This is a genomic window from Actinomadura napierensis, assembly GCF_039529375.1.
Lineage (GTDB): Bacteria > Actinomycetota > Actinomycetes > Streptosporangiales > Streptosporangiaceae > Spirillospora > Spirillospora napierensis.
Genome location: NZ_BAAAMR010000090.1, coordinates 15,287 through 39,751, shown reverse-complemented (window position 1 = coordinate 39,751; position 24,465 = coordinate 15,287). Strand labels below are relative to the sequence as shown.

Here is a 24,465-nt window from a genome sequence, read left to right as displayed (position 1 = left end):
CCTTACGCACCCGCCCACACCACACCCGACCATCACTACATGTCGCGCCACATACACATTTTGTTATGACCTCTTAGTCCTGTGGGTGGCGGGGGGACGTTCTTGGGTCGGTCAGCGGATCGTGAGGGCGGGTGTTCACGGCGCTGCGTAGGGCCGCGCGGGTGAGCAGGAGGGCGGGGCCGTCGGGTCCTTGCTGTCCCGCACCGCCGCCCCGGCCGCGTCCGCTAGGTATTGCGTTTCAGAGGTGGTGAGCGGCGTTGAGTGAGCAGGTCGGAGGGCGAATGAGGTGCCGGTGTTCGCATGTTCTCCATTTTGGCGGCTCGGCAATTACGAGTGAGGCCGGCAAGCCGATGGCTTAGCATTCATGTGGGGGGGACGAACGCATGGAGGTGCCTGTATTGTCCCGCCCGGATTTGCGGTTTTTGTTCCGCACCAACAGCCGGACGCTCGTCGCGGCGGATGTGTTCACGAATCGGGCTGACGAGTGGGCGGCCGTGGCACAGAGCCTTGCGCGGGTGGTCGCCGCTCACCGGGATGAGACCTTCGACGTTGAGGACATGCAACAGCCTCGGCGAAATGTGCTGGTCTTCTATGGTGTCGGGGGAATCGGCAAGTCAACGCTCTCCCGGCAGATCACCGCTCATCTGACGGACCCGGAGGCCGGCCCGGAGCATTGGCCACGGGTGGACGCCGACCTCGGCAGGGTCGTCCCGGTGAGAATCGATCTATCCCGGCAGAACGCGGTCGGAATCGAGACGGTGATGCTCGCCGTCCGGCTGGCGCTGGCGGAGCTGGGGAGGCCGATGGCCGCCTTCGACCTGGCTTTCCTGCGTTATTGGGAGCAGTGCCACCCCGGAGACCCCCTTGAGGACCACCTTCGGCGCCATACTCTGCTCAACCGTTACGGCGGCGCGGGCCGGCTTCGGGCTCAGATGGAATCCGCTCTGGGGGATGTCGCGGCGGCGGTCGCGCTGCCGGGCACGGTCGGCGTGCTCGCCGGTCAGGGGCTGCGGGCGGTCGTGCGAGCGCTGCGGGAACGGCGGCGGGCCGCGCGGGCACTCGCCGGGTGTCGCCGCCTTCCGGATCTGCTGGAGAGCGAGCCGGACCAGGACACCCTGTCGTACTGCGCTCATCTGCTGGCGTGGGACCTGGCGCAGCTCCCGGAGGCGAAGACGGCCACGCCTTTGATACTGCTCGACACGTTCGAGGACGTCGGCGACCGGACGCACCGCGACTTCGAGCGGCTTGTCCAGCGCATGGTCTGGCTCATGCCGAACGCTCTGTTCGTGATCACGGGACGGAACCGGTTGCAATGGGACGACCCGGATCTAGAAGGGCAGCTCGACTGGACCGGCCCGGCGGCATGGCCGCAGCTCGTGCCGGGTGCGAACGAGGATCCATGCCAGCGCCGCGTCGGCTACCTGTCGCGGATCGACGCGGAGCATTACCTGCGCAGACGGCTCACTCTTGAAGACCGGCCGCTCATGGACGCATCGACACGCCGGACGCTCATCACCCATTCCGGCGGTCTGCCGCTCTACCTCGACATGGCGGTGATGCGGTTCCTGGACCTTCACGAGCGAACAGGGCAGGCTCCGGCCATGGACGAATTCGATCACGAGTTCCCGGCGCTGGTGGCGCGGATCTTCCGTGACCTGCCACCGGAGGAGAGGACGGTCCTTCGGTCGGTCAGCCTGCTCGACTCCTTCTCCGTCGAGCTGGCCACGGCGGCGGCCGGCCTGAGCCGGGACGCCGCCGCCGTCCGGCTGGTCGATCGTCCTTTCGTGGACGTCACTCCCGGCGCCCAGTGGCCGTATCGCCTGCACGAACTCGTCCGGTCGACGATCCGCGACACCGACACGACCGGTGACGACCGGTGGAGCGAGGAGGACTGGAGGCGGGCGGCGCAACGCGCTTTCGACGCACTCGGCCGGGACTTCGACCGGCATGGGCGGGGCCCCGGGCGCCAGGTCCTGCTCGGCTGCCTTCGCCAAGGACTGCGGCTCGCCCGTGCCTATGGACTGGAACTCGGTTGGCTGGGCGATGCCGCTCTGGCCTACGTCCGAGATTTCGTGTGGGAGCCGTTGGGAAGCGGCACTGGGGACGAGCTGGACAGCCCTGCCGCCGCGCTGAGTGAGACGCTCATTGCCGTGGCCGCGAGGCAACGCCGGCACCGCGCCCTCACCGCAGGACGGCTTCGGACGATCCTCGCGACGGGTCTGCTGCCGTCCGAACTCGAAGAGCTTCCGCGCTACTTCCTCGCCGAATGCGACCGGGAACTAGACGATCTCGGTGCATCGCTGGACGGCATGCGGGAGGTCGCCGCGCAGGGCGGTGCGCTTGCCTCCGATGCGGCCCGAGGGATCCTGCACCTGACACGCAGGCTCGGGCATTTCTCTGACGCGGTGGCGATGGCCGAGGACCTGGGCGCCGCTGGGAAGCGGGACCGTGTCATCGGCGAGATCCTCTGGTCTCAAGGGACGATCGCGAGGGCTTGCGCGTCCTTCGCCCGGGCCCGCGATCTCGCCCTGGACTCCGGTCTGGACGGTGAGGCCGGCCTGTGCCAGGCGTATCTCGCGTTCGCATCGGCCTTCCAGGATCGCGGCCGTTCGGTGGAGCAGATCGACCGGGCAGCGCACATGCTGGAAGGTGCGTACGCCCGGTTCGCCGAATTGCAACTCGGCAATGCCAGGCTGCTGCTGGACGCGGGGCGAGCGGACGACCTTACCGACCGCGCAGCCGCCCTGATGGCAGGTGCGGCGGAGAGCGGGCTATCGTCATGCATGGCGTACGCGCGGTTGGCTGTCTGCTTCGATGCCGCCGTCCGTGACTCTTCGGAACTGATGGACGCTGCTCGGGCACAACTGCGTGCGAGCGTGCGCGGTGAAGAGTTCGCCCACCTGATGGAGATCAGCTACTTCATGACGGGCGAAGACGTCCCCTCCGGTCTCCCGCTTGCGCGATGGATCGACGGGGAAACGCGCACACGCGCTCGCTGGCGGCGGCTCGTCACCGAACGCCGCGCAGAACTCGGACCGCACGGGGGAGCCTGAACGGGTGGCCACTTACACATCCGCGGACGACATCGACCACGCCGAGGTCGCGGCCTTGTACGGCCTTGATCGGTTGACGCTGGAGCCACTCGGCGGCGGGGCCGCGAATTCCAGCTTCAAGGTGACCGCGCCGCAGGGGACCTTCGTCCTGACAATTCTCGACAACCATGATCACGTGAGTGCGCGCCGGCTTGCCCTGCACACGGAAGCCATGTTCCGGCTGGGCATGCCTACGGCCGAGATCGTCCGCAACGCCAAGGGGACGCCGTCTCGATGATCGGCGAGCACCCGGTCCTGCTCAAGCACTGGATTCCCGGTCACGTCACCGCGCGCCTGGCCGATGACCGGTTGCGTGATGCCGGCGACCTGCTCGCCCGGCTTCACGTTCTGCCGTCCGCCGAGGTGCCGGATCTTCCGGTCGGCACCCGCCGACTCTCGGCCGCTCACCTGGAGGCCATAGACGAGTTCCCCGACCAGCGGTTCGCGGACTGGCTGAGGAGCGGGCTGGCCAAGGTCAGAGCCCAGGAAGACCGCCTCACGGACGGACCGGTGATCTGCCATGGAGACGTCTTCGCGGACAACCTCATTGTCCGGCCGGATGAGACGCTGGCCGTCATCGACTGGGAGACCGTGTCCCTCGACGGCCCTCTTCTGGACCTTGGTATGACCTTGCTCGGGTTGGCGAACGTGGACGGCCGGCTGGACAAGAAGCGTGCCGACCTCATCGTCAGCGGCTACGCCGACCGCCGCTCGCTCACCCGGGAGCAGTACGCCACGCTGCCTTGGGAAGTCGAACATGCCGCCTTGATCATCGCCTCCACCGCTACTACCGGCACAATGTCCGCTTTCCCGATCCCGCCAAGAGCCGCATCCACACCGAAATGGTCGGCTTCGTTAACGCTCTCGGGCACCTGGACTGGCCGGGAGGAGCGTCCATCCGCAGACCGGAAGATCAGACATCGGGAGCACACTGACGACCATGGAGCAACTCGCGCCGCCCACCGTCAGTGGAAGACCTTCGCCTGCGTGGGTTCCGCGGCCGGAGTGGCTGCGCCCGGTTACCCGTCCCTCCCGCAGCAGTGCGACCAGCGCCGTCAGTCTCTGCCCAGCCTCACGTCCGAACACGGCTGTGGTGACTCCGTCCGCCCCGGCCATGCCGCTGCCAGCGGCCACCCGGGACCAGGCGGCCCACAGCACCCGGTCGCAGGCCATCTGCTCGACCAGCCGTGACACCGGCATCGTCTCGTCGTATGTCCTCATGCCCACAACCGATGGACGAAGCCCCGTCCGGCCATTTCAGGAATGGCGCAGAGGTTGGCGCACACCCCCAAAACGCATGCTGACCTGCGCAAACGATGGTCTGGAGATCATCTTTGGGACGTCTTCAAGATCGCTCCGACGGAGGTTGGCGCATGATCTTGCAAACCCGCAGGTCAGACCCCCATAATCTGAGGTACTGTCGCAGAGCCGCACAAAACCGCATCGGATTGAAACCTAGGCCGTTGGCCGGCCTAGTTGTCGGTGTAGTCGTGGTCGCAGAGCCGCACAAAACCGCATCGGATTGAAACTTTTACCTCCCGTGGATAGATTCGGATGGAACGGTCGCAGAGCCGCACAAGACCGCATCGGATTGAAACCGGCCACCGTTGTTGGCGGCGATGAGCTCTCGCAAGTCGCAGAGCCGCACAAAACCGCATCGGATTGAAACTTCGCGGCCACTGGCCGGGTCGACGCTTCGCCGTCGCAGAGCCGTACAAAACCGCATCGGATTGAAACCCCCATGACCCTCTCCTCTGCTTGTCGCGAATTCCAAGTCGCAGAGCCGCACAAAACCGCATCGGATTGAAACGGCTGTCGTCCATGTCGCGCGTGTCGCTGCCGTCGGCCGGAGCGCTCACCAAAACTGCATCGGGGTTGAAACGCAGAAAGTTGGTCCTCGGCTTCACAAGTACCGTGGCTGGTGGCAGGGAGTGCCGGGCTGTCCTGGCCGCTCGCGGGTGCGGGGGGTGCCCACCGGGGCTTGGGCGCCGGCCAGTTCGCCGCGGCTACCGCCGTTGACGACGTTGCAATTGCTCTTGCGCCAGTTCGCGTTCTCAGGTGCTGGCAGGCTGTGGGGGCGCGGCTGTCATAGATTCTGCTCGGCCGGTGGGCGTCCAGCGTGCGAGGACGGACGAAACGGGCATCCTGGTTTAGGGATGTGTGCAGTCGGGCGCCCATGCGGGGGCATGCTGAGAGGCGGGATCGACGCGTGCGGGCTGGGGCGGCCGGAGGTTCCCCGGTGGGCACGGCCCGGCCGGTGGGCGTGCTGCGCCTGGAGCTGAACGGGCGGGAGCAAGGGGCTGGGGTGTGCCGGTGCGCGGTGGCTGTCTTGTACGGCGCGCGGCGGCGGCGGTCCTGGATCGGCCCCGCGGGTGAGGGCGGCCGGTGTACGCGCGGCGTGGCCGTGGGGCGTGGTGGTGTGCGGCGGGCCATCCGGGTGGGGTGGGATGGACGGCCCGCCGCGTCTCGGTCTTGTGGGAGGCGGGGGTCGGTTGTGGGACGGTCAGCGGGTCGCGCGGGCGGAGTTCACGGCGCTGCGCAGGGCCGCACGGGTGACCAGGAGAACGGGACCGTCCGGGTCCTTGCTGTCCCGCACCGCCACCGCGTCCGCCACCACCCCGGCCGCATCTGCCAGCTCGACGCAGTTGCCCCCGTTGGAACCGGTGTAGCTGCTCTTACGCCAGGCGAACCCCGCCATTTCGACGCAGTTGCCTCCGTTGGAACTGCTGCAGCTGCTCGTGCGCCACTTCGCGTTTGTCAGGTCCATCTCTCCTGAATGACCTTTCTCATCAGGTCGCGCGACATATCTTCGGTGAGCGCCCGGGATCGAAGCGCGATCATGGTTCGCGTGAGCATTGCAAGGTCCGTGGGATCGTCCGTCGTGATCGCTCGTATGGCTGTCTCGACGTAAGCGACCTCGCTGCGGTCGTCCATCGTTGCGACCACGAACGCGCCCATGTTGCCGTCATGCTCGCCACTTGCCAACACTACTTGAACCGTGACGTTGGGCAACATGCTCATCTCGATGAGGTGCTCGAGTTGCCCCCTGGTCGTCTCGGGGGTCCCCACAGGTCGGTAGAGCGCCTGCTCATCGACCAGCAGGACCAGGTCCGTGGGAACCCGTCCTTCGTTGTTGGTGAGGACGTCCTGGCGACTGAGCCGCGCCTCTACGGCTTCCTGGTTGCCGCGCAAGAGAGCTGATGCATAGGCCGGAGTCTGGACGAGCCCGGCGATCAACATCGGCTCCCAGGAAACTAGTGTTGCCGCGTCCGACTCGATCTTGGGCCAGTCGAACCAGATCGGGACCGGATGACCATTCCTGTTCAGGTCCAGCCAGAGCTTGATCAGCGCTCCGTCGGCTTCGAGTAGCCGGTCTACGACCTCGACGAAGGCCCGGGTGGCGCGCCTGGTGCCGTTTTCGATGCGGCTCACCTGGCCCTTACTGATGTTCGCGTGATCGGCGATGGACTGTTGCGTGATGCCCTTCGCCTCGCGCATCCGGCGCATCTGACCACCGAAAGCGATCAGCGCGGGGGACTCCTTAGGACGTTGCCGTCGTGTGGGCATGAGCGCGAAGTCTCCTTCCTTGACACCTCGCCAGGAGGGCATGCCTGTTGCCAGTGGTCGCCAAGACAACTTGGCAACACCACGTTAACCCGCAACCTTGCTAATTGTGTGGTGGTCGACACACACAGTAAGGAGAAGGATCATGGACGAGGCGGCGCGGGGCGGGGACGAGATGGTGGTGAAGCACGACCTCACGGTCGTCGCGGAGGTGCGGCGGTTCGTACGGCTGGTCACCGGCCAGTGGGGCATGGACGACTTCGTCCCGTGCCTGGTGGCCAGCGAACTCGTCACCAACGCGCTGCGCTACGCATCCGCGTCCGACGACGACGTAACGTTCCGGATCGGACGCACCGACGACGGCACGCTATGGATGGAGGTCCAGGACGCGACCTGCGACCTGCCCTGCATGCAGCGAGCCGACACCGTCAGCGAGACCGGGCGCGGGCTGTTCATCGTCGACCAGTTCTGCCACTGTTGGGGCGTCCGCCCCCTCGCCGGCAACACCGGCAAAGTCGTCTTCGCCGTCCTCAAGGCGGCCTGAAGACCAGCGGAGGGGTGGCCCCCCGTCCGCCCCTCCGCTCCCTACTGCCCTCGTCCGCTACCCATGCCGAGGCCCATGCCCCGGCGGCGGAGTGAGCGTGGACGTGTAGTTCTCCCCGTCCACCAGCGGCTTGTGCAAATCAACGCCAGCAGCGACCATCCGGTCGTACTCGGCGAGAATCAGATCCTTCGTTCGATACGTGCCGTACTTGGCCTCATCCTTCCTCTTGACGATCGGGAAGGTCTCCATAATGTAGTCCACGTCTTCGCGGCCGACGCCGTAGAGGTGGAAGAGCAAAGCATCAAGTTCGGAACGGATCAGTGCTCGCCTTTCCTCGTCCCAGAGGAAAGGCGAGCCATTTTCGCCGAGATCACGAGCGAAGGGGGCCATGTCATCGGCGGTGTAGGTGAGCTCAAGGACGCGCTGAGTAAAGAATCGCCTACATCCCGAGAAGGCGGTCGGTTGCGGTACAGGCGTTTGCTCTGAAGTCCCCTGAGGAATGCTCGGTTGAGTGAGACTGTTTCGCAGACAGTAGTCGTAAGCGAATGAGTTGTATGTGGCCTCAAGGATAGACAGATCCTCCGCAGAAGGACCTGTAGATATTATCCATCCATATGAGGCCGCACCCCAAGGAATGATTGTAGCAATACATGTTCTCTCGTCGCTGTTGCGGGCGACTCGGCGGTGCACCAACATGCCCGTAGTGCACTCGAAGTGCCACCGACCCAGGCGCTTCCTTGCATCTTGTTCGGATACCCAGAATTGCGCATGGTTGACGTAGCCCGGATTGTTCAAGTCGGATGACGATGACTCGCCGGCGCCCACGGAGTCAGCAAATCTATGGTTGTATTGATGCCCCATCCTACCTTCATGGAGCGGAAGCATTCTACTTTCGCCTCTTACGAAGACGTTTCCCACGAGAGTCCAGCCGTCGGATTCGAGGTCGCTAGACCCGTGCAACAGTTGCGCATCGTGGGACATGTCGAACATTCTGGAGAATGATATGCGCCAGGGATTGAGTGGCGGATCGCTTCTCTTTATTATTACCGGCGCACGGCGGTAGATGCCAATGGTAATCTCGGCGTCACGGCGAGAACGAAATACGGGACATGTTCCCGTATTTGGATTGAGGAGAGCAATCTCCTCGGGCGTAAGTGCGAACACCTTACCGGCATCGCCCAGTTCAGCCGGGTCCAGAACAAAGAACGCAAATTTCGCTGCAGGTTCACTCAACCCTCGCCCTGCGATTGATAGCGCAGCGAATTTAATGCGAGAGTCTACGGCCGGAAAAATTCCGTCTCGGTTCTCGAAGTCATACAGGGCGGCGATCGATCCATGCTGCACCAAGTCCTTAAAAAAGAACTGGTTCCTGGCGTCAGTGGCGATACCAGTTGGGACTATGATGCCGGCACGCCCGTCCGCATCGATAAGAATGCGATCCACTTCTGTGAATACGGCGTACTTGTTGAGATTTCCTTGGCCCGTGAGTGGGACGCGGCCGGACCTGCGCAGGAAGTGGCTCTCCGCGTAAACCTCACGCTTGGCTGCGGCGTACTCCTTGTACAGCGGCAGCGTTTCGGGGGAGTCCTGGAGGGCGGCGATCCTCTTCTTACGAACATCTGCTTTCGAGATAGCGGCGATGGCGGGTGAACGCTGCTCGAAGAACTCCTGTTCCTTGAGTTCGACGCTGTCCCAGGGCGGGTTGCCGAGGACGCAGGAGAAGCCGCCTGCCCAGCCGGTGGCCGGGTTGGCCGTGGCCGTCTGGCCGCCGTCCGGGACGGTGAAGACCTCGGGGAATTCCAGGTGCCAGTGGAAGAAGCGGTACTGGTCGCGGAGCCGGACAATCTCGCCGTGCGTGGTCGCCGGGATACCTTCGGCGTCCGGGTCATCAAGAGCGAGGAAGATTTTCTGCGTGACGGCCCGGGGCGAGTCCTCGGTTTTGAGCCACATGAACGCGGAGCACCAGGCGTCCGCGACGTGCAGGGCGCGGATGTACTCGGCGGACTTCTCCCAGCTCTCGTATGCCTCGGTCTGGCGTTTGACGGCGCGGAGGCTGTCGGCGGGGGCCGTGGTGATGCGGCGCAGGCCGTCTGCGAACGCGGTGTTGGTGACCTTGACCGTTTCCTCGTCGCTGTCGAACAGCGTGTACTGCCCGCTGCGCTCCTCGGTGTTGAGCCCTTCGAGGATCTTGGCCTGCTTCTTGTCGTCGCCCTCGGTGGCGATGAAAGCATCGTCCGGGATGCCGCTCTTCAACAGAGCCGGGGTGGCGCCGATCAGCGCGTTGCCGTGCTTGATGTGGGCGTCCAGGAAGCCGAGGGGCTTGCCCGGTTCCATGGCCTCCAGCCACAGCGACACCTTGGCCAGGTCGACAGCCATGTCGTTCAGGTCCACCCCGTACACGCACTGCGCGATGACCTCGTGCAATGCGTGGCGTACCGCGATCAGGGTGGGTTCGGGGTTGCGTTCGCGGACGGCGGCGACGCGCTTGGCGATGCGGCGGGCGGCCGCCACGAGGAAATGTCCGGAGCCGCAGGCCGGGTCGCAGATGGTCAGGGAGAGCAACTCGGAGACGATCGCCTCGGACGCGTCCGGCTCGCCGCCGGCCGTCGCCTTCTCCTCGCCGCGCTTCTGGGCGTCGTCGATGACCGGGTCGAGCGTCGCGTCCAGCAGGCAGTCGATCAGGGAGGACGGCGTGTAGTACGAGCCGGTCGTCTTGCGGGTGTTGCCGGCGAGTTCGGCCAACTCGAAGGTGCGGTCGACCACGCTGTGCCTGGGGACGAGTTCCAGCAGCGACTCGTAGATGGAGCCGAGTTCCTCGGCGTCCAGGTGGTTGTAGTCGACGGCCCGCCAGCGGCGCGTGCTCGGGTCGCGTACCTGGGAGAGGTGGTGGACGGCGGTGAGCAGGTGCTCGTTCGAGAGGGACAGGCCGCGCAGCGGGGCGTCGGTGTCGGTGTCGGAGAACAGGCCGCCGAGACCGGGGAGGCCGAGTTCGGGGCGTCCGGACTCGTCCCCTAGCGCGTCCAGCACGATCTTGAGGGCCTGGTAGAGGTCGCCGTGGGTGGTGCCGCGCCGTCGGCGGGCGTGCCCGCGCAGCCGGGTGGACGAGAAGTACTTCGCGTACCGGTCCCGCGCCTGGTCGGAGGCGTCCGGCGAATGGAGGACGTCGCGGTCCTCGGCGACGAAGAGGAACAGCAGCCGGTAGACGAGACGCAGCAGCGCTTTGTGTGTGGCCTGCGTGTCGATGTTCTCGCGAAGCTTGGTGTTGGCGGGGTGCTTCAGGAAGCCCGTCCCGAGTGTAGTGATGGCCTCCTGGACGCCCTTGCGGAGCTGGTCCAAGGCGCGGGTGCCCGATGCGATCGCGTCCGTCCGCCACTTTTCGAGCCAGCACGAAGACGGCGGCACGCCGTCGTCGACGGCGAAGCGGGAGGCGTGCAGGAGGCGGTACAGCAGGACGAATTCGCTGAACAGCTCCCCGTCGAAGATCGCCTCGAGGTCGAATTCGACGTAGGCGGCGGTGGCGAGGGCGCTGGAGTCGCGCAGCAGCCTGAGCTGGCGTCCGTTCGTCAGGACGGCCCACAGGTGGGCTTCGGTGCGGTTCAGGCATTCCTGGACGAGCGACTGCGGCGGGATGGTGCCGGGGCCGCCGGGGCGGGTGTCGAGCCGGGTGTTCCAGGCGGTCAGGTGGATCGGGACGTGTGTCCATAGGTGGCTGATCGCGAAGGTCTTGCCGCCGCCGTCCGCCTCGATGCCGGACGCGCCGATGGCGGTGAGGCGGCCGAAGCTCAGCTCGGCGAACAGCGGCTCCAGCCATTGGCGAATCGCGAGGCCGGTGGGGTCGGCGGGGGTCTCGGCCTCTGGCGCGACGGGGAGCTTGTCGCGCAGCTCCTTCCACACCGACTTGAGGTAGTCCCAGTGGCGTTCGGCCTCGTCGCGGACGGAGCGGGAGCCGAAGATGTCGTAGTCAGCGGGCTTGGAGCCCTGGACGTCCTTGCCTTCGGAGATCCGGACGAGCATGTCGGCGGGGAGGAGGCCGCCGATGGTGTGGACGGCGGAGAAGATCTGGTTGCGCGCGGTGGCGGACATCAGGCGGCTCCTCCGGTGACGGCGCCGGACGTGCCGGTGGCGGACACGGGCAGGTAGACGTAGGCGCCGAGGATGTCGGCGGGCTTCTGCGCCTTGACGTCCACGCCCCGGATGATCTCGCCGGCGGCGCTGCGGACGCGGCGGTGGGAGTCGCGGAGTTCGGCGGCGAGCCGGTCGCCGTACTCGCCCAGATGCTCCGTGGCGTCGGGCAGGGCGTCCAGGGCCCGTTTCATGGTCCGCTCTCCGAAGGTGGGGTCGGTGTTCTCGTCGGCGGTGGCCGTCAGGAGGCGCGCGGCGTCCTCGGGGGAGAGCCAGGTCGCGTCGGTGGGGGAGCCCTGGAAGGCGAGGAGCCGGGCGTCTTCCGCGACGAGCTGGCGTTCGCCGGCGCGGGACGGCAGCGTGAGGTGGAACCGGTAGCGGACGAGTAGCAGGGTGGTGCGGGTGGTGACGGCTCTGGTGCGGATGACGCCGCAGCGGCGGGCCGGGCGGGGGCCGTCGGACCGGGTGTCGAGGGCGGCGTTGAGGAGGTGGCCGGCGAGCGCGCCGACGACCGGGTCGGTGCGGACGAGCGCCGCCTCGCCGCGCGTGACCGCCGACACGGTGCGGAACGGGACCCGCTTGCCGTGATCGATGATCCCGCCGCCGAGCATCGGCGCCAGCACGTCGCGGAGCCCGACCGGGCTGCCGCTCAGGTCGGCGTTGAAGTCGCCCGGTGCGTCGCCTCCCTCGTACAGGACGCCGTCCAGAGCGGCGAGGGTCTGGCGGACGAAACCGTCGACCTCGCCGGCGTCGCCGAGCGCGTCCCGGGTGGCGTCGACTTCGCGCTTGACCTCGTCGGGGCGGATCGCGTTCTGCGCGAACCGGGAACGGGACGCCTTCTCGCGTTCGACGGTGGAGTTCCACTCCTGCTCCAGCTCGGCGGCCTTCTGGTCGACGGCCTTGACCTCCTCGGCGCCGAACAGGGCCTCCTGCTCGCCGCTCTGGCTGCGCATCAGCAGCCACTCGACGATCGCGTCCGTCACCCCGGAGGAGGCCTCGTCGGGGACGGAGACGGAGATGCCGAGGTCCTTGCGGATCTGCCGGTGCTTGCGGATCAGGACTTCCAGGACCTTGCCGTCGATGCCGTTGTCGCTGCCGTAGATGGTGACGACCTTGACCTCGTCGCGCTTCTGGCCGTAGCGGTCGACGCGTCCCTCCCGCTGGTCGTGGCGGGCCGGGTTCCACGCCAGGTCGTAGTGGACGACAGCGTCGAAGTGGTGTTGCAGGTTGACGCCCTCCGACAGGCAGTCGGTGGCGACCAGGACGCGGCGGGCGGCCGGGTCGTCGGCCGTCTCGTCCGCGAGGTCCTCGATGCGCTGGAGGCGCTGCTGCGGGGAGAGCGTGCCCGTCACGGCCTTGACGACGGTCTTCTTGCCGAGCTTGCCTTTGAGGTGGTCGCTGACGTACTCGGCGGTCGGGATGTACCGGCAGAAGACGATCGGGTCGTAGCCGTCCTTCAGCAGCTCCTTGAGGTGCTTGATCAGGGCTTTCAGCTTCAGGTCCGTGTCCGGGCCTTCGAGGGCGGCGGCTCGGTCGGCGAGCGCGGCGAGCCTCGCCCCCGCCCCGCCGATCTCAGGGCCGGTCTCCGCGCCGGGCGCGACGTCCAGGCCCTCCAAGGCGTCGTTGTCGCCGGAGTCGCGGGTCAGCGGCGCGCCCAGCTCGTCGGCCTCCTCCGCGGTGGCGGCGGACGCGGTGGCCGAGCGGGTCCGCAGGGTCTGCGCGGCGGCGCGCGGCGACGACACCAGCGACCGCAGCAGCGCGATCGCCGACCACCAGGCGATCCGGGCCTCACGCCTGCCCTGCTCCCCGGCGACGGTGACCCGCTCGCTCGCGTAGCCGATCGCGTCTTCCAGCAGCGAGCGGTAGCCGGGGGACAGCTTGTAGGTCTCGTCCTTGAAGAACCGGTCGGCGGGGAACTCGGTCTCCTCGTCCAGGTACCTGCGGATGTCGGCGCGGCGGCGCTGGACGAAGTGCAGGGCGAGGCGGGCGCGGTCGGGGCCGCTGTTCATGTCCAGGTCGCCGAACCCGGGCTTGAGCAGGGAGAGGAGGTTGCGGAACGCGGTCTCCTTGCCGCTGTGCGGGGTCGCCGTCACCAGCAGCAGGTGGCGGTCCCGGTCCTTGTCGTGGGCGATCCGCTGGAGCAGCTCGTGGCGGCGCTGGCTCTGCTGGGAGGTGTGGTCGTCGGCGGTGACGCAGGTGTGGGCCTCATCCACGATGACCAGGTCCGGGCAGCGGCGGACGAAGTCGTCGCGGTGGCGGTGGGACTTGATGAAGTCCGTGGACACGATCACGTTCGGGTGCTTGTCGAAGAGGGACTGGCCCATGTCCAGGTCCCGTTCGAGCCGGGTGACCGTGGAGGACAGGACGAGTTCGGCGTCGATGCCGAACTTGGCGCGCAGCTCGTCCTGCCACTGCTCGGCGAGCGCCGGCGAGCACAGCACCGCCAGGCCCTTCGCCTCACCCTGCGCCAGCAGTTCGCTCGCGATGAGACCGGCCTCGATGGTCTTGCCGATACCGACGTCATCGGAGATCAGCATCCGGACGGTCTTCTGCCGCAGAGCCATCATCAGCGGAACGAGCTGGTAGGCGCGGGGCTCGACCGCGATCCCGGCCAGCGAACGGAACGGACCCGCACCCGACCGGAACCCGATGCGCAGCGCGCTGCGCAGCAGGCCCGCCGCGCGCGCGTCGCCGAGGTCCTGCGGCGCGGGCGCCGCGAACTCCGCTCCCCGGACGTCCTCGAAGGCGGGGAACACGGCCGCGATGTCGTCATCGGCGCCGCCGAGAGGACGCAGCACGAGCATGTCCGGGGCGCTCTCGGGCAGCACGACCCATTCGCGGTCGCGGACCGAGACCAGGGAACCGGGGGTGTAGTCCGTTGTCGGCTGCGTCATTATCGGCAAGGCCCTCGCGTCGTCGTGCTCGGTGGGTGTCGTATGTGTATCAGGGCGGCTGTGGGCGTCAGGTGCGGGGAGAGGCGCCGAACCAGCTCGGGGTCTCGGCGACGATCGCGTCCCAGTCGGCGTCGTGCGGGAAGCGGACCACGTCCCAGCCCTGCTGGTCCAGCCGCTGCTCCGCCTGGCGGTCGCGTTCCTTGATGTTGGCGTGCTCGTGGACGGGGCCGTCGACGAACACCGCGACCGGCACGCCCGGCAGCCGGTACACGAAGTCGGGGCGGGCCTCCGCGTCGCGCACGTAGGTCTGCGCCTCGTCGGGCATCCGCAGGCCGCGCTCCTTCAACCAGGCGACGAACCGCTTCTCGAGCGAGGTGTCGGACTGGCCGGACAGCCGCGCGAGCTGCTCGGTGCGGGACTCGCCGCATCCGGTCGCGGTGGTCTTCGCGTGGGCCACGCGCAGCAGGATGTGCCTGATGGCGTGCCGGTCGATCGCGGTGTGGTCGAGCTGGTTGCCGTAGGTGAGCAGGCAGTCGTAGCAGCCGCGGGCGCACGGCCGGTCCGGGTGCGGGCCGCCGAGGTCGTCGCCGTGCTCGTCGAAGTGGCAGATGTCCAGGGCCGCCTTCGCGGCCTTGGCGAGCGCGCCCGGCGTCGACTGCATCAGGCGCAGCACGCCGGCGCCGCCCTCCGCGGCCTCGGAGAACAGCATCCGGTCGCGGGGGCCGTCGTCGGGCGGCAGCAGCTCGCTGGACAGCTCCGAGTCCTCCAGCTCGAACGCCGCCTCGATCCCGCGCTCCAGCGCGTACATGAGCGACAGCGCGACCGGCTCGTCCAGCGGCTCGGCCAGCTGCGCGACGAGGATGTTGCGGCGGTCCTCCACGTACGGGATGACGCGCTTCTTGCTCTTCTTCTCGTTGCCGCTCGCGTCCGCTACCGGCATCTCACTGGAGTCGCCGGACGCCTCCGACGCGGCCTTCTCGGTCATCCACTCGCCGGTCGCGGGGTCGAGCCAGAAGCCGTCCGGCTCGCCGTCCTTGGCGCGCAACCGGCCCAGGTTCGTGATCCGGACCGTCGCCGAGTCGCCGAACGTCAGCGTGGCGATGCTCCCGTCGTCGTCGGTGACCAGGGCGTCCTGGCGGCCCGGGCGTTCGCCGTGGTCGGTGAACCGGTACGAGGTGACGAGCCGGAAGCCCGCCCTGCGGCGCTCCTCCTCATCGGAGGAGATCCGCGCGCGGGCCTTGGTGTAGACGGTGTGCATCTGCAGCAGCCCGTACTTGGCCTCGGGCAGCGGCTCCTTGCACATCTCGCAGCGGTCCGCGCGGCCGGTGGTGTCGTGGTGGTAGCCGCAGCTCGCGCAGCGGCGGGCGTCGGAGGTGACGAGATCGCCCGTCCCGCCCGGCGGGAGCTGGATGCGGGTCACCTGGTAGCGGGCGCCCTCGTGGTAGATCAGCGCGCCCGGCCCGAACTCGCGGATCGCGAGGAACCGGGGGCGCTGCAGGTAGTCGCCGTCGCGGAAACGGCGGTCCTGCATGTTGATGTAGGCGGCCAGCGGGAGGCGCGGGAAGGAGTAGCCGGGCAGGAAACCCTCACTGGCCAGGTAGCGGTGCGGGCCGAAGTCCGACAGGACCGACCGGCTCTCCGCCGACTGGTTCTTCAGCAGGTCGAGCTGCGTCTCGGCCTCCCGGCGCCGCCCGACGGCGATCTTGCTGTCGCGGTCGGAGAGCGTGGTGTCCAGGACGCGGCGGTTCTGCTCCGCCTGGTCCACCAGCGCCGCCTTGAACAGGTTCCGCCAGCGGTCGAAGGCCCGGTCGAAACGCTCGGGGGCGGTGCGGACCGTGCCCTCGATCCAGTGGTCGTCCCACCAGACCGTGGCGGCGAAGTCGGCCAGGAGCCCGCCGAACACCTGCTTCGCCGCCGCCACGGCACGCCTCTGCGCGGCCTCACTGTGGATCGCCTGGACGACCGTGTCGTGCAGGGGAAGCGACGGGTCCGGGCGGCGGGAGTCCTCGTCGTAGCCGATGTCGATGATCGCGGGAACGTTGTTGTGCAGCTCCAGGCCCGTCTCGGCGAGCCAGATCGCCTGGATGTGCGACCGGACCAGATCCTCGTTCGCCAGATCGAGGCGCGGCGGCACGACCGCGCCCGCCACCATCCGCGCGGAACGGCGGAAGTAGTACTGGTCGTGGCTGTTGCCGGTCGCGCAGTAGGTGGTGACGAGCGCCGGCTGCCCGGACCGCCCGGCCCGTCCGCTGCGCTGGGCGTAGTTCGCGGGAGTCGGCGGCACGTTGCGCATCATCACCGCGTTGAGGTCGCTGATGTCGACGCCCAGCTCCATCGTGGGCGAGCAGTACAGCAGCTTCAGCTTCGCCTCGCTGAACGCCTCCTCGCGCTTGCGCCGCTCCTCCGGATCGACCTGCGCGGTGTGCTCGCGGGCGATGAGGCCGCCGAGCTCCGCGGCGGTGTGGCGGTAAAGGTGCCGGAAGAAGACGTTGACGCGGGGACCGTCGCCGCTGGCGTAGGTGCGGGTGAGGGGGTCGTGGGCGCCGACCTCGCCGGTCCCGGCCCGCCACACCAGGCATGCCGCCGAGACGCGGTAGCCGGTGATCGCCGGGCCGGTGGGGCGGCGTCCGCGCCTGGCCCAGCCGGGCGTAACCGACACCTCCTTGACCATGTTCGCCTTCGTCAGGACCTTGAGCAGCTCCTCGATGAGCTGCTGGGCGTCGTCGACCGACAGCTCGCCGAAATGCACGCGCCGAAGGTACTTGCCGAACTTGCCGCGACCCGACAAGAACAGGCCCGAACGGTCGATGCCGGGGCGGGAACCCTGCGGGTACGCGGTGCCGACCTTGGGCTCGTCGCCCCTCGACAGGACCCACGGGTCGACGAGCCGCTCCTCGCTGGCGCGGCGCAGGCTGTCGAAGTCGTCCCGGAAGTACTGCACGTCGATGGCGAGGGCGCGGCGCATCTCGTCCAGCAGCGCCCGCATGATCTCGGCGCGGCGGCCGGGCTCGGCTTCGCGCAGCGCCCGGTGCGTCTTCTCCCAGCGGTCCTCCTTGCCGGCCACCCAGTCGAGGTCCTCGTAGTCGATCTTCAGCAGGCCCGTCTGCTCCAGGTTCGGCATGGTGACGCGCCAGCCGCGCTCCAGGTCCAGGTAGAGCTGGAACGCGACGACGTCCCGCAGCGTCCGGGCGGCGTTGCGGGTCATCGACGGGGGCAGGTCGGAAGAGCCGGTGTAGTCGGAGACGTCCAGGCCGAGGGCGCCGACGACCCTGGACGCCAGGTCCTCGTGGCTGATGCCCTCCTCGCCCGCCTCGACGGCCGCCCGGTAGAGGGCGCCACGAAGCTGGGTGATCTGGACGAAGTCGTTGAAGTGGCCGGCCTGCAGCGACGCGTCCTGCCTGTTGTCGACGAAGGTGAGCAGCTTGCGTGCCTGCGCGCCCAGCGCGTTCTCCGGCACCGCCCGCAGGAAACGGATGATCGACGTCGACACCAGCGACGTCGCCGACGAACGTCCCTCCTGGTCGAGCGTCGCCAGCTTGGCGAAATCCTTCCCGCGGACCTGCTCGTAGCTCACCCCGCAGTGCAGGCAGAACCGGAACGGCGTCGGAATGAACGCCGCCTCCAATTCGCCCTGGCCCTCGACGCCGTATGGATCGACGCGGATGGGGACGGGAAGCTTCGCGCGGTAGTTGGTGCGCACGACTTCCTGGCCGGTGTCGTCCACCTCCAGCCACGACTCCGGCAGGCGGCGGTCGGCGATCGCCTGCTCGGCGGTCCGTGGCCACGGCCGGCCCGAATCCACGTACAGGTAGCCGTCACCCTCACGGCCGCCCGACGCCGCCGTGTCCCGGCGCGGCTCGTAGCGGACCATGTCGTCCTTGTCCGTCCGCCAGACGGTCAGGTACTCCTGGCCGCACTCACGGCAGAACGCCAGCGGCAGAAGGATCTTGCCCTCCGACCCGGGCTGGACGAGCTGGTAGTCGCGGGTGAGGTGGCGCGTGGCCGGATCCTCCAGGGTGACGTAAACGGTGTCGCCCTTGGACAGGAACTGGTGCAGCCGGAACGCGAACAGCGGGCGCTCGGTCACCGAATGCCGGGCCTCCGAACCGGCCTCCAGGGTGCGGCGAATCGCGTCGACGCACTCCTTCTCTGGGACACCGGACTCGGCGGCGAGGTCGGCGGCGGCCTCCTCGATCTTCGCCGGCTTCTGCCGGATGAGGCGCCCCGTCGGATCCTCGACGAGACCGAACCGCGTCTCGATCCAGCGGGCCAGCGGATCTCTCACCAGGTCGTCGTACGCGCGGGGCGCGGCGGGCGCCCGGAGCCGCTCCGCCGGCACCGTGTCCGGGGCCTCCCCGGTCGCGCGGACGAGGGTCTCGCCGATGACGTTGTCCTCGCCGACCCCGGTCCCGAAGAGGGTGGTGGCCACGCGGGCCACCTCCTTCTTCTGGTCCTCGAAGGTGCCCTCGCTCGACATCGTCGCCGACGTGCCGATGCACTGCAGGCTCTCGGCCTGGCACGCCTCGCGCACCCGCCGGATCAGCAGCGCGACGTCCGCGCCCTGCCGGCCCCGGTAGGTGTGCAGCTCGTCGAAGACCAGGAACTCCAGGCCCCGCGCCATCCGGATCAGCGAACTGCGGTCCTTCGGGCGGGTGAGCATCAGTTCCAGCATCACGTAGTTCGTCAGCAGGATGTCCGGCGGATCGTCGCGGATCTCCTTGCGGCGCTCGTCGTTCTCCTGGCCGGTGTAGCGGGCGAAGGTGACGGGCTCGTTGCCCTCGCCGTAGCCGTCCCGCAGGTACTTCTCCAGCTCATTGACCTGGCTGTTGACCAGGGCGTTCATCGGATAGACGATGATCGCCCGGACGCGCTTTTCCGACGTGGTCTCACGTTCGCGCAGCACCCGGTCCACGATCGGCACGATGTAGGACAGGGACTTGCCAGAGCCCGTACCGGTCGTCAGGACGTAGGACTGCTTGCGCTTGGCCGCCTCGATCGCCTCAAGCTGGTGGCGGTGCAGGGTGAGCGGGCGCCCATTGAGTTTCGTGTCCTTGCGGGTCTTGCCCGCCTGGAAGATGCGGGCGCACTCCTCGTGCAGGAGCTTGCCGCTGCCGCTCAGCTCCGAGACGGTGCCGCCCGAGGCGAAGAACGGATTCAGCGACACCCACGGGTCCGGCCACTGGGACTTGGCGTCCAGGGTGCTCTCGACGTGCGCGGCGACGCGGTCGTCGCGGATGATCGTCCCGCCCTCGGTGAAGTCCCGGTAGTCCTTGACGAGCTGCCGATGCAGCCCGAACACGTCCATCACCGAACCCGCCGGGCGCGGCTTCTCCGACACCGGAGCCGGTTCGGGCGCGGGCGCCTCATCGGTCGACGCGAGATAGCGGACCGGGTCGTGCGACTCCCAGTCCGCGACGACCGCCTCGCCCTCGGCGAAGGGCAGGAGCGCATCGCGGACCGCGACGGCGTCGGCCGGCCGGTCCTCCGGCCGCTTGCTGAGCAGCCGCTCGACCAGCCGGGCCATGTCCTCGGGGACGTCCGAACGCAGCATCCGCAGCGGAGCCGGCTTTTCCGTCCTGTGCTTCTGCCCCAGTTCGAGCGCGTTCTCGCTCACGAACGGCGGAACACCCGTCAGCAGCTCGTACAGCATGCAGCCGAGCGCGTACAGGTCGGCGGCCTGCGTCACCGCCGCGTTGAGGAACTGCTCAGGGGCCATGTAGCGGGCGGTGCCGACCGTGACGCCCGTGCTGGTCACCCTGCCGGCCTCGGCGTCGTCGATGATCCGGCCCATCCCGAAATCCAGGATCTTGACCTTCCCGCCGGGCAGCAGCATCACATTCGCGGGCTTGAGGTCGCGGTGAACGATCCCGGCGCCGTGCGCGGCCGACAGGCCGTCCGCGATCTGCGCGCCCAGGGCCGCCGCCCAGGCCACCGGAAGCTGGGCGTGCTCACCGGCCAGCACGCGCAACGTGTGGCCCTTGAGAAGCTCCATGGCGATGAACGGAAGGCCGTCGCCCTCATCCAGGCCGCCCGCGATGATGCGCGGCAGGTTCGGGTGCTCGTTGAGGAGCCGCATGATGCGGACCTCACGCTCGAACCGCTCAACGGCCTTCACGTCGGCTCGCGAATCGATGACCGCACCCGTCCGGCTGCGCAGGATCACCTTCACCGCGACCTCACGGTCCCGGTCGCCGTCGCCGGCCTGGAGGTCCACGGCGCGGTGGACCTCGCCCATGTTGCCCTTGCCGAGAGGGCCCGTCACGCGGAACCGGTTCGCGATGCAATCCACAGTCACAGCCACACCTTCATCTTCCCGCTCGCCCATGCGGAGACGGGCGCCTCTGAGATCAGTTGGCCACCACAGGCCCATTCACGCGCACCGCGTTCTCGAGCCGATCGTCGAGAGCCGCATGCCGGCGGAACTCCGGTCCTCATGGCAACTCGACTCCTTGGGGAAGCAGCGCGCCGCCGCTGAGGGTGGCGGCTATGAGGTCCGCCGTCTCGTCGGCGTACTTCGCGGCGCTTCGCGCGCTGGTCCGGAGTTCGTGGATCTTGCGGAACGCCCGGCCGTATGCGGTCTGCTCGCCCAGGGCCAGCAGCGGGACCCGCAGCCGGGACGCCACCAGCTGGTGTGTTGAGGTGCCGGTCGTCGCCTGGCTGACGTTGTCGGGTGCGCTGACGAAGCCGGCCAGGAACCACGGGTCGAGCCGTCCGGGATCGGGGCGGAGCAGGAAGACACTGTTATCGAGCAGGCATCCGGCATCCTCCTTGCCGGCGACCCGGCCGGCAACGCCCTGGGGCCCGACGATCTGGGTGAGCAGGACGTCCCCCGCCTCGATGGTGAACGGGTCGGCCAGCTGCAACTCGTGTGCGGTGCCACTGGCGGGCGCCCCGGCGATGAGGTCCCTGGCCCGGAGGACGGAGCGTTCAGCGAGTTCGGCGGGTATGCCATCGGTTGAGGAGGCGCGCATCCCGCGATGCACCGCGAGGGCGCCGCCGCGCGACAGATCGGCGATGGTCGCGGTCCGCCACGTCCGGGCGGTCTCCCCAGCCGTGCTCAGCGGTCCGATGTCGCTGGCCTCGGTCAGCGCGGCGACCTCCGCCTTGAGACGCTCGGTGAGTCCGGTGGCATGGCGGAGCGCCGCGTCAGGTGTGATCACCGGCGCTGTGCGGACGTGCCGTGCCGGGGTGAGGTCGACGAGTTCGTCCAGGAGATCGATCGCGGCGACCGACCGGGCCGTTCCGGGGATCTCCGTGAATCCGGTCGGTGCGGTGAACGCCTTCCACACGCTGAGGATCGTGTCATGGAGCTTGGTCTCGTCCGGTGCCCTGCTGTGGTCGGCGGCGGCTTCCTCGGTCGCGTCCATGAGCAGGACCGTGTCGCGGCCCGGACGGTTCGCTTCGGGACGTTGGAGTATCCACAGGTGAAGCCCGATGTGGTGAGGCACCGCCAGTCCAGGCGGGAGGGCGATGACCGCGCGCATCGCTCCCTGGCGGAGCAGCTCTGACCTGATCCGGCGGCCCGACGATCGAGAGGCGGTGGCCGGCGGAAGGAGCAGCACGGCCTGTCCGCCGTCGTTCAGGTGCGCCAAGGCATGCTGGACCCAGGCGAGTTCGGGCTCGGAGCGCGGTGGGACGCCGTAGGCCCAGCGCGGGTTGAAGGCCAGTTCGTCGTGGCCCCAGTCGCGGTCTCCGTAGGGAGGGTTGCAGACGACGGCGTCCACATAGAGGTCGGGGAATGCGTCCTCGCGCAGGCTGTCTCCGGTCCGGACGTCCACGGAGGCCTTGGGTGATCGCTCGGCGACGCGTGCCTTGGCCTGGGCTGCGGTGACCGCGCGGTACTCCTGCCCGTGCACGCGTGCGTGCCGCTTGAGCCTGGTCGCGGTCGCGGCGAGGAGGCGCCCGCTGCCACAGGCCGGGTCCAGGGCGCTTTGGGCGGGGAGGCCTCCGGTGGTCGCCAGGTCGGCCAACAGGTCGGCGAGCGCTGATGGCGTCGGGTGTGTCCCGCGGACCCCGATCGGGGCGTCAGTGTGCTCTTCGAGCACGTCGAAGACGGCGAGGGGGCCTTCCCCGAGTAGCACGTCCGCTGCCGCCCGCAGTAGGGGCGCCGGGACGTCCGCGTGGCTCGGATTCGCGGGATGAGCGAGAGGCGAGAACACGTCCGCCTGAGACTCGAGCAACTCGTCGTCCGGGAGGGCCGCGATCCTGGCGCGGTCCTTCTCGTCCAGCCCGGCCAGGTGAGCGCTGAACAGCGCCACGGCTTCGACGTCGGCTGGTGTGCGGCGACGCAGGTGGGCTCGAAAGTCGTCTCTGGCCGAACGGGCGGGGAGGCGGCCGCGCGCATCGAGCCACGCCTCGACCTGCCGCCGATCGTAACTGGGGCTGGCCTCCGTGCCCCCGCTGGGCTGCGGAAAGTCGGGGTGGCGCCGGCGCCAGTTGCTCACGGTCGCCCGCGTCACGCCGGCGAGCCGCGAGATCTCGGCGGCGGTCAGGTGGTCGCTCTGCGATGCCATCGAACCTTCCTCATCCGCTTTCGGGAGCACCACCACTGTACACCACGTAATTCCACAAAGCTGTTTGACAGTGCTTTCAGATCATGCTCTCATGATGGTGCTTTCGGCGGATTGATTGAGGAGCGACAGATGTCCGAATGGGTGGCGATCGACTTCGAGACGGCCAACTCCCTGCGCGCGAGCCCGTGTTCGGTCGGGCTGGTCAGAGTGAAGGGAGGGCAGATCGTCGAGGAGTGGTCGTCGTTCATCAAGCCCCCGGACGGCTACGACCACTTCGATCCGCTCAACGTCGGCATCCACGGCATCACCGCGGGCGACGTCGCGCAGGCCCCCGGCTGGCCACAGACGCTGGAACGCATCGTCGGGTTCGTCGGCGAGACCCCCTTCGTGGCCCACAACGCGGCCTTCGACATCGGGGTGCTCGCCGGGGCGTGCGAAGCGACGGGACTCCCCGTCCCCGATCTGCGATACGCCTGCACCTTGGTGATCGCACGCCGCGCCTGGAACGGCCGCCTCTCCTACAAGCTTTCAGCCCTGGCCACCGACCTGGGCATCCAGTTGGCGCGCCACCACGACGCCGCCGACGACGCACGCGCGGCGGCCCACGTGATGCTCGCCGCGCTGAAACGACAAGGGACGCCCACACTCAACGGGCTTCTCGCCGCCCACAAGGTTCAATTGGGGTCCTACAACGGCGGTGTCCGGCGAGCGTGCAAGCACCGGGGAGGCGCGCCGCGCAGACCGTTTCCCGAGGCCGACCCCGAAGCCGACCCGGACAACCCCTTCTTCGGCCTGACCGTTTGCTTCACCGGAACGCTCACCGACATGAGCCGTACCGCCGCGGCCGAGCGGGTCGCCGCCCTCGGTGCACGGACCGCCCGCAGTGTCACCAGAGCAGTCAACTTGCTGGTGGCCGCCGATGTGCAGCCCCACCAACTCGCCCCGGGCGTCAAGAAGACCGCCAAGCTCGCCAAGGCCGAACGGTTCCGGGACGCCGGTGAAGACATCACCGTCATCGACGCCGAAGAGTTCCGCGAACTCCTCGCCGCCGCCGAAGGATGACCCGCCACGGAACCGGGATCTTCGCTCCATGAGCACCGATACGCATCGCCGCCCGCTCAAAACCCCCAGCACCGAGCGGGCGGCGATGCCCCGAACCCGAATCGATCGGTAGCGCGTCCCGCAGTGCGCGGCACCGTGTCAAGGAGCAACCATGCGCAAGATCATCCTGGCCCTCGGCGTCGTCGCCCTCATCACCACCGGCTGCAACCTCGAACAGGACCCCGTCGCCGTCCAGTCCTCCGAGGCCGGCAAGCCCGCGGGCAAGAACAGCGGATCCGCCAGGAGCAAGTCCTTCCCGATCGAGCTCACCGCCAAGCGGGCGCACGCGAGCAAGAGCGTCCTCAGCGACGGCGGCGCGCTGTCCTGCGTCAAGGTCACCGTCACCAACCAGACCAAGAAGCAGCTCGAGGTCAACCCGCTCTACTTCTCGATCACCGACACCCACAGCACCAAGCACGACAGCAGCTCCGCCCTCGGCGACTACGAGGACCAGATCGCCACCACGAGCCTCGCCCCCCACGAGAAGGCGACCGGCCTGGTGTGCGCGAAGGGCAGCTTCCGGCCCAAGACCGTCGCGATGACCAACACCTTGTTCTCCGAGGCCGCCCGAGCCCAGGTCGCCTCCTGAAAGAAGACGGCGGCCAAGGGAAAAGGCGGTCCTCGATTCGAGAAAC

11 protein-coding genes and 1 pseudogene are annotated in these 24,465 nt (G+C 68.3%); 6 read left to right on the top strand and 6 right to left on the bottom strand.

The annotated features are described in order from the left end of the window. Window positions 1-383 precede the first annotated feature (383 nt). From ABD296_RS36620 to ABD296_RS36610, 3 genes and pseudogenes are all read left to right on the top strand, one after another. A complete protein-coding gene (locus tag ABD296_RS36620) occupies window positions 384-3,053 on the top strand; it encodes a hypothetical protein (RefSeq protein ID WP_344278299.1) in 2,670 nt (889 codons plus the stop codon). Window positions 3,054-3,057: 4 nt separating this feature from the next. Next, window positions 3,058-3,330, top strand: coding sequence for a protein kinase family protein (locus ABD296_RS36615; RefSeq protein WP_344278296.1), 273 nt, complete (start codon window positions 3,058-3,060; stop codon window positions 3,328-3,330). Further along, window positions 3,315-4,283: pseudogene (locus tag ABD296_RS36610) on the top strand (phosphotransferase); the annotation flags it as partial. The gene ABD296_RS36615 and the pseudogene ABD296_RS36610, both read left to right, overlap by 16 nt. 1,312 nt (window positions 4,284-5,595) lie before the next feature. Here the strand turns inward: ABD296_RS36610 and ABD296_RS36605 are convergent. Both ABD296_RS36605 and ABD296_RS36600 read right to left on the bottom strand, forming a co-directional pair. Further along, window positions 5,596-5,859, bottom strand: coding sequence for a DUF397 domain-containing protein (locus ABD296_RS36605; protein ID WP_344278293.1), 264 nt, complete (start codon window positions 5,857-5,859; stop codon window positions 5,596-5,598). Further along, the gene (locus tag ABD296_RS36600) at window positions 5,850-6,659 is read right to left on the bottom strand and encodes a helix-turn-helix domain-containing protein (protein WP_344278290.1); all 810 of its coding nucleotides are present in this window, start codon (window positions 6,657-6,659) and stop codon (window positions 5,850-5,852) included. The genes ABD296_RS36605 and ABD296_RS36600 overlap by 10 nt, the downstream gene beginning before the upstream one ends. Before the next feature lie 142 nt (window positions 6,660-6,801). On the opposite strand from ABD296_RS36600, the gene ABD296_RS36595 reads away from it, so the two are divergent. Beyond that, window positions 6,802-7,200 carry an ATP-binding protein gene (locus ABD296_RS36595; RefSeq protein ID WP_344278287.1) on the top strand — a complete coding sequence of 133 codons (399 nt, stop codon included), beginning with the start codon at window positions 6,802-6,804 and terminating at the stop codon, window positions 7,198-7,200. Between the two features lie 57 nt (window positions 7,201-7,257). Here the strand turns inward: ABD296_RS36595 and ABD296_RS36590 are convergent, their stop codons facing one another. The 4 genes from ABD296_RS36590 to ABD296_RS36575 form a co-directional block, all read right to left on the bottom strand. Continuing rightward, the gene (locus ABD296_RS36590) at window positions 7,258-11,283 is read right to left on the bottom strand and encodes an Eco57I restriction-modification methylase domain-containing protein (RefSeq protein WP_344278283.1); all 4,026 of its coding nucleotides are present in this window, start codon (window positions 11,281-11,283) and stop codon (window positions 7,258-7,260) included. Next, window positions 11,283-14,216 carry a DEAD/DEAH box helicase gene (locus ABD296_RS36585; RefSeq protein WP_344278281.1) on the bottom strand — a complete coding sequence of 978 codons (2,934 nt, stop codon included), beginning with the start codon at window positions 14,214-14,216 and terminating at the stop codon, window positions 11,283-11,285. The genes ABD296_RS36590 and ABD296_RS36585 overlap by 1 nt, the downstream gene beginning before the upstream one ends. Before the next feature lie 67 nt (window positions 14,217-14,283). Next, window positions 14,284-20,511, bottom strand: a complete 6,228-nt coding sequence (locus ABD296_RS36580; protein ID WP_344278278.1) for a protein kinase domain-containing protein — start codon at window positions 20,509-20,511, stop codon at window positions 14,284-14,286. Between the two features lie 136 nt (window positions 20,512-20,647). Then, window positions 20,648-22,729, bottom strand: coding sequence for an N-6 DNA methylase (locus tag ABD296_RS36575; protein ID WP_344278275.1), 2,082 nt, complete (start codon window positions 22,727-22,729; stop codon window positions 20,648-20,650). A gap of 129 nt (window positions 22,730-22,858) precedes the next feature. On the opposite strand from ABD296_RS36575, the gene ABD296_RS36570 reads away from it, so the two are divergent. Continuing rightward, a complete protein-coding gene (locus tag ABD296_RS36570; protein WP_344278272.1) occupies window positions 22,859-23,791 on the top strand; it encodes an exonuclease domain-containing protein in 933 nt (310 codons plus the stop codon). A gap of 151 nt (window positions 23,792-23,942) precedes the next feature. Further along, entirely contained in the window at window positions 23,943-24,419 is a 477-nt protein-coding gene (locus ABD296_RS36565; protein ID WP_344278269.1) for a DUF4352 domain-containing protein, read from the top strand. Window positions 24,420-24,465 lie beyond the last annotated feature (46 nt).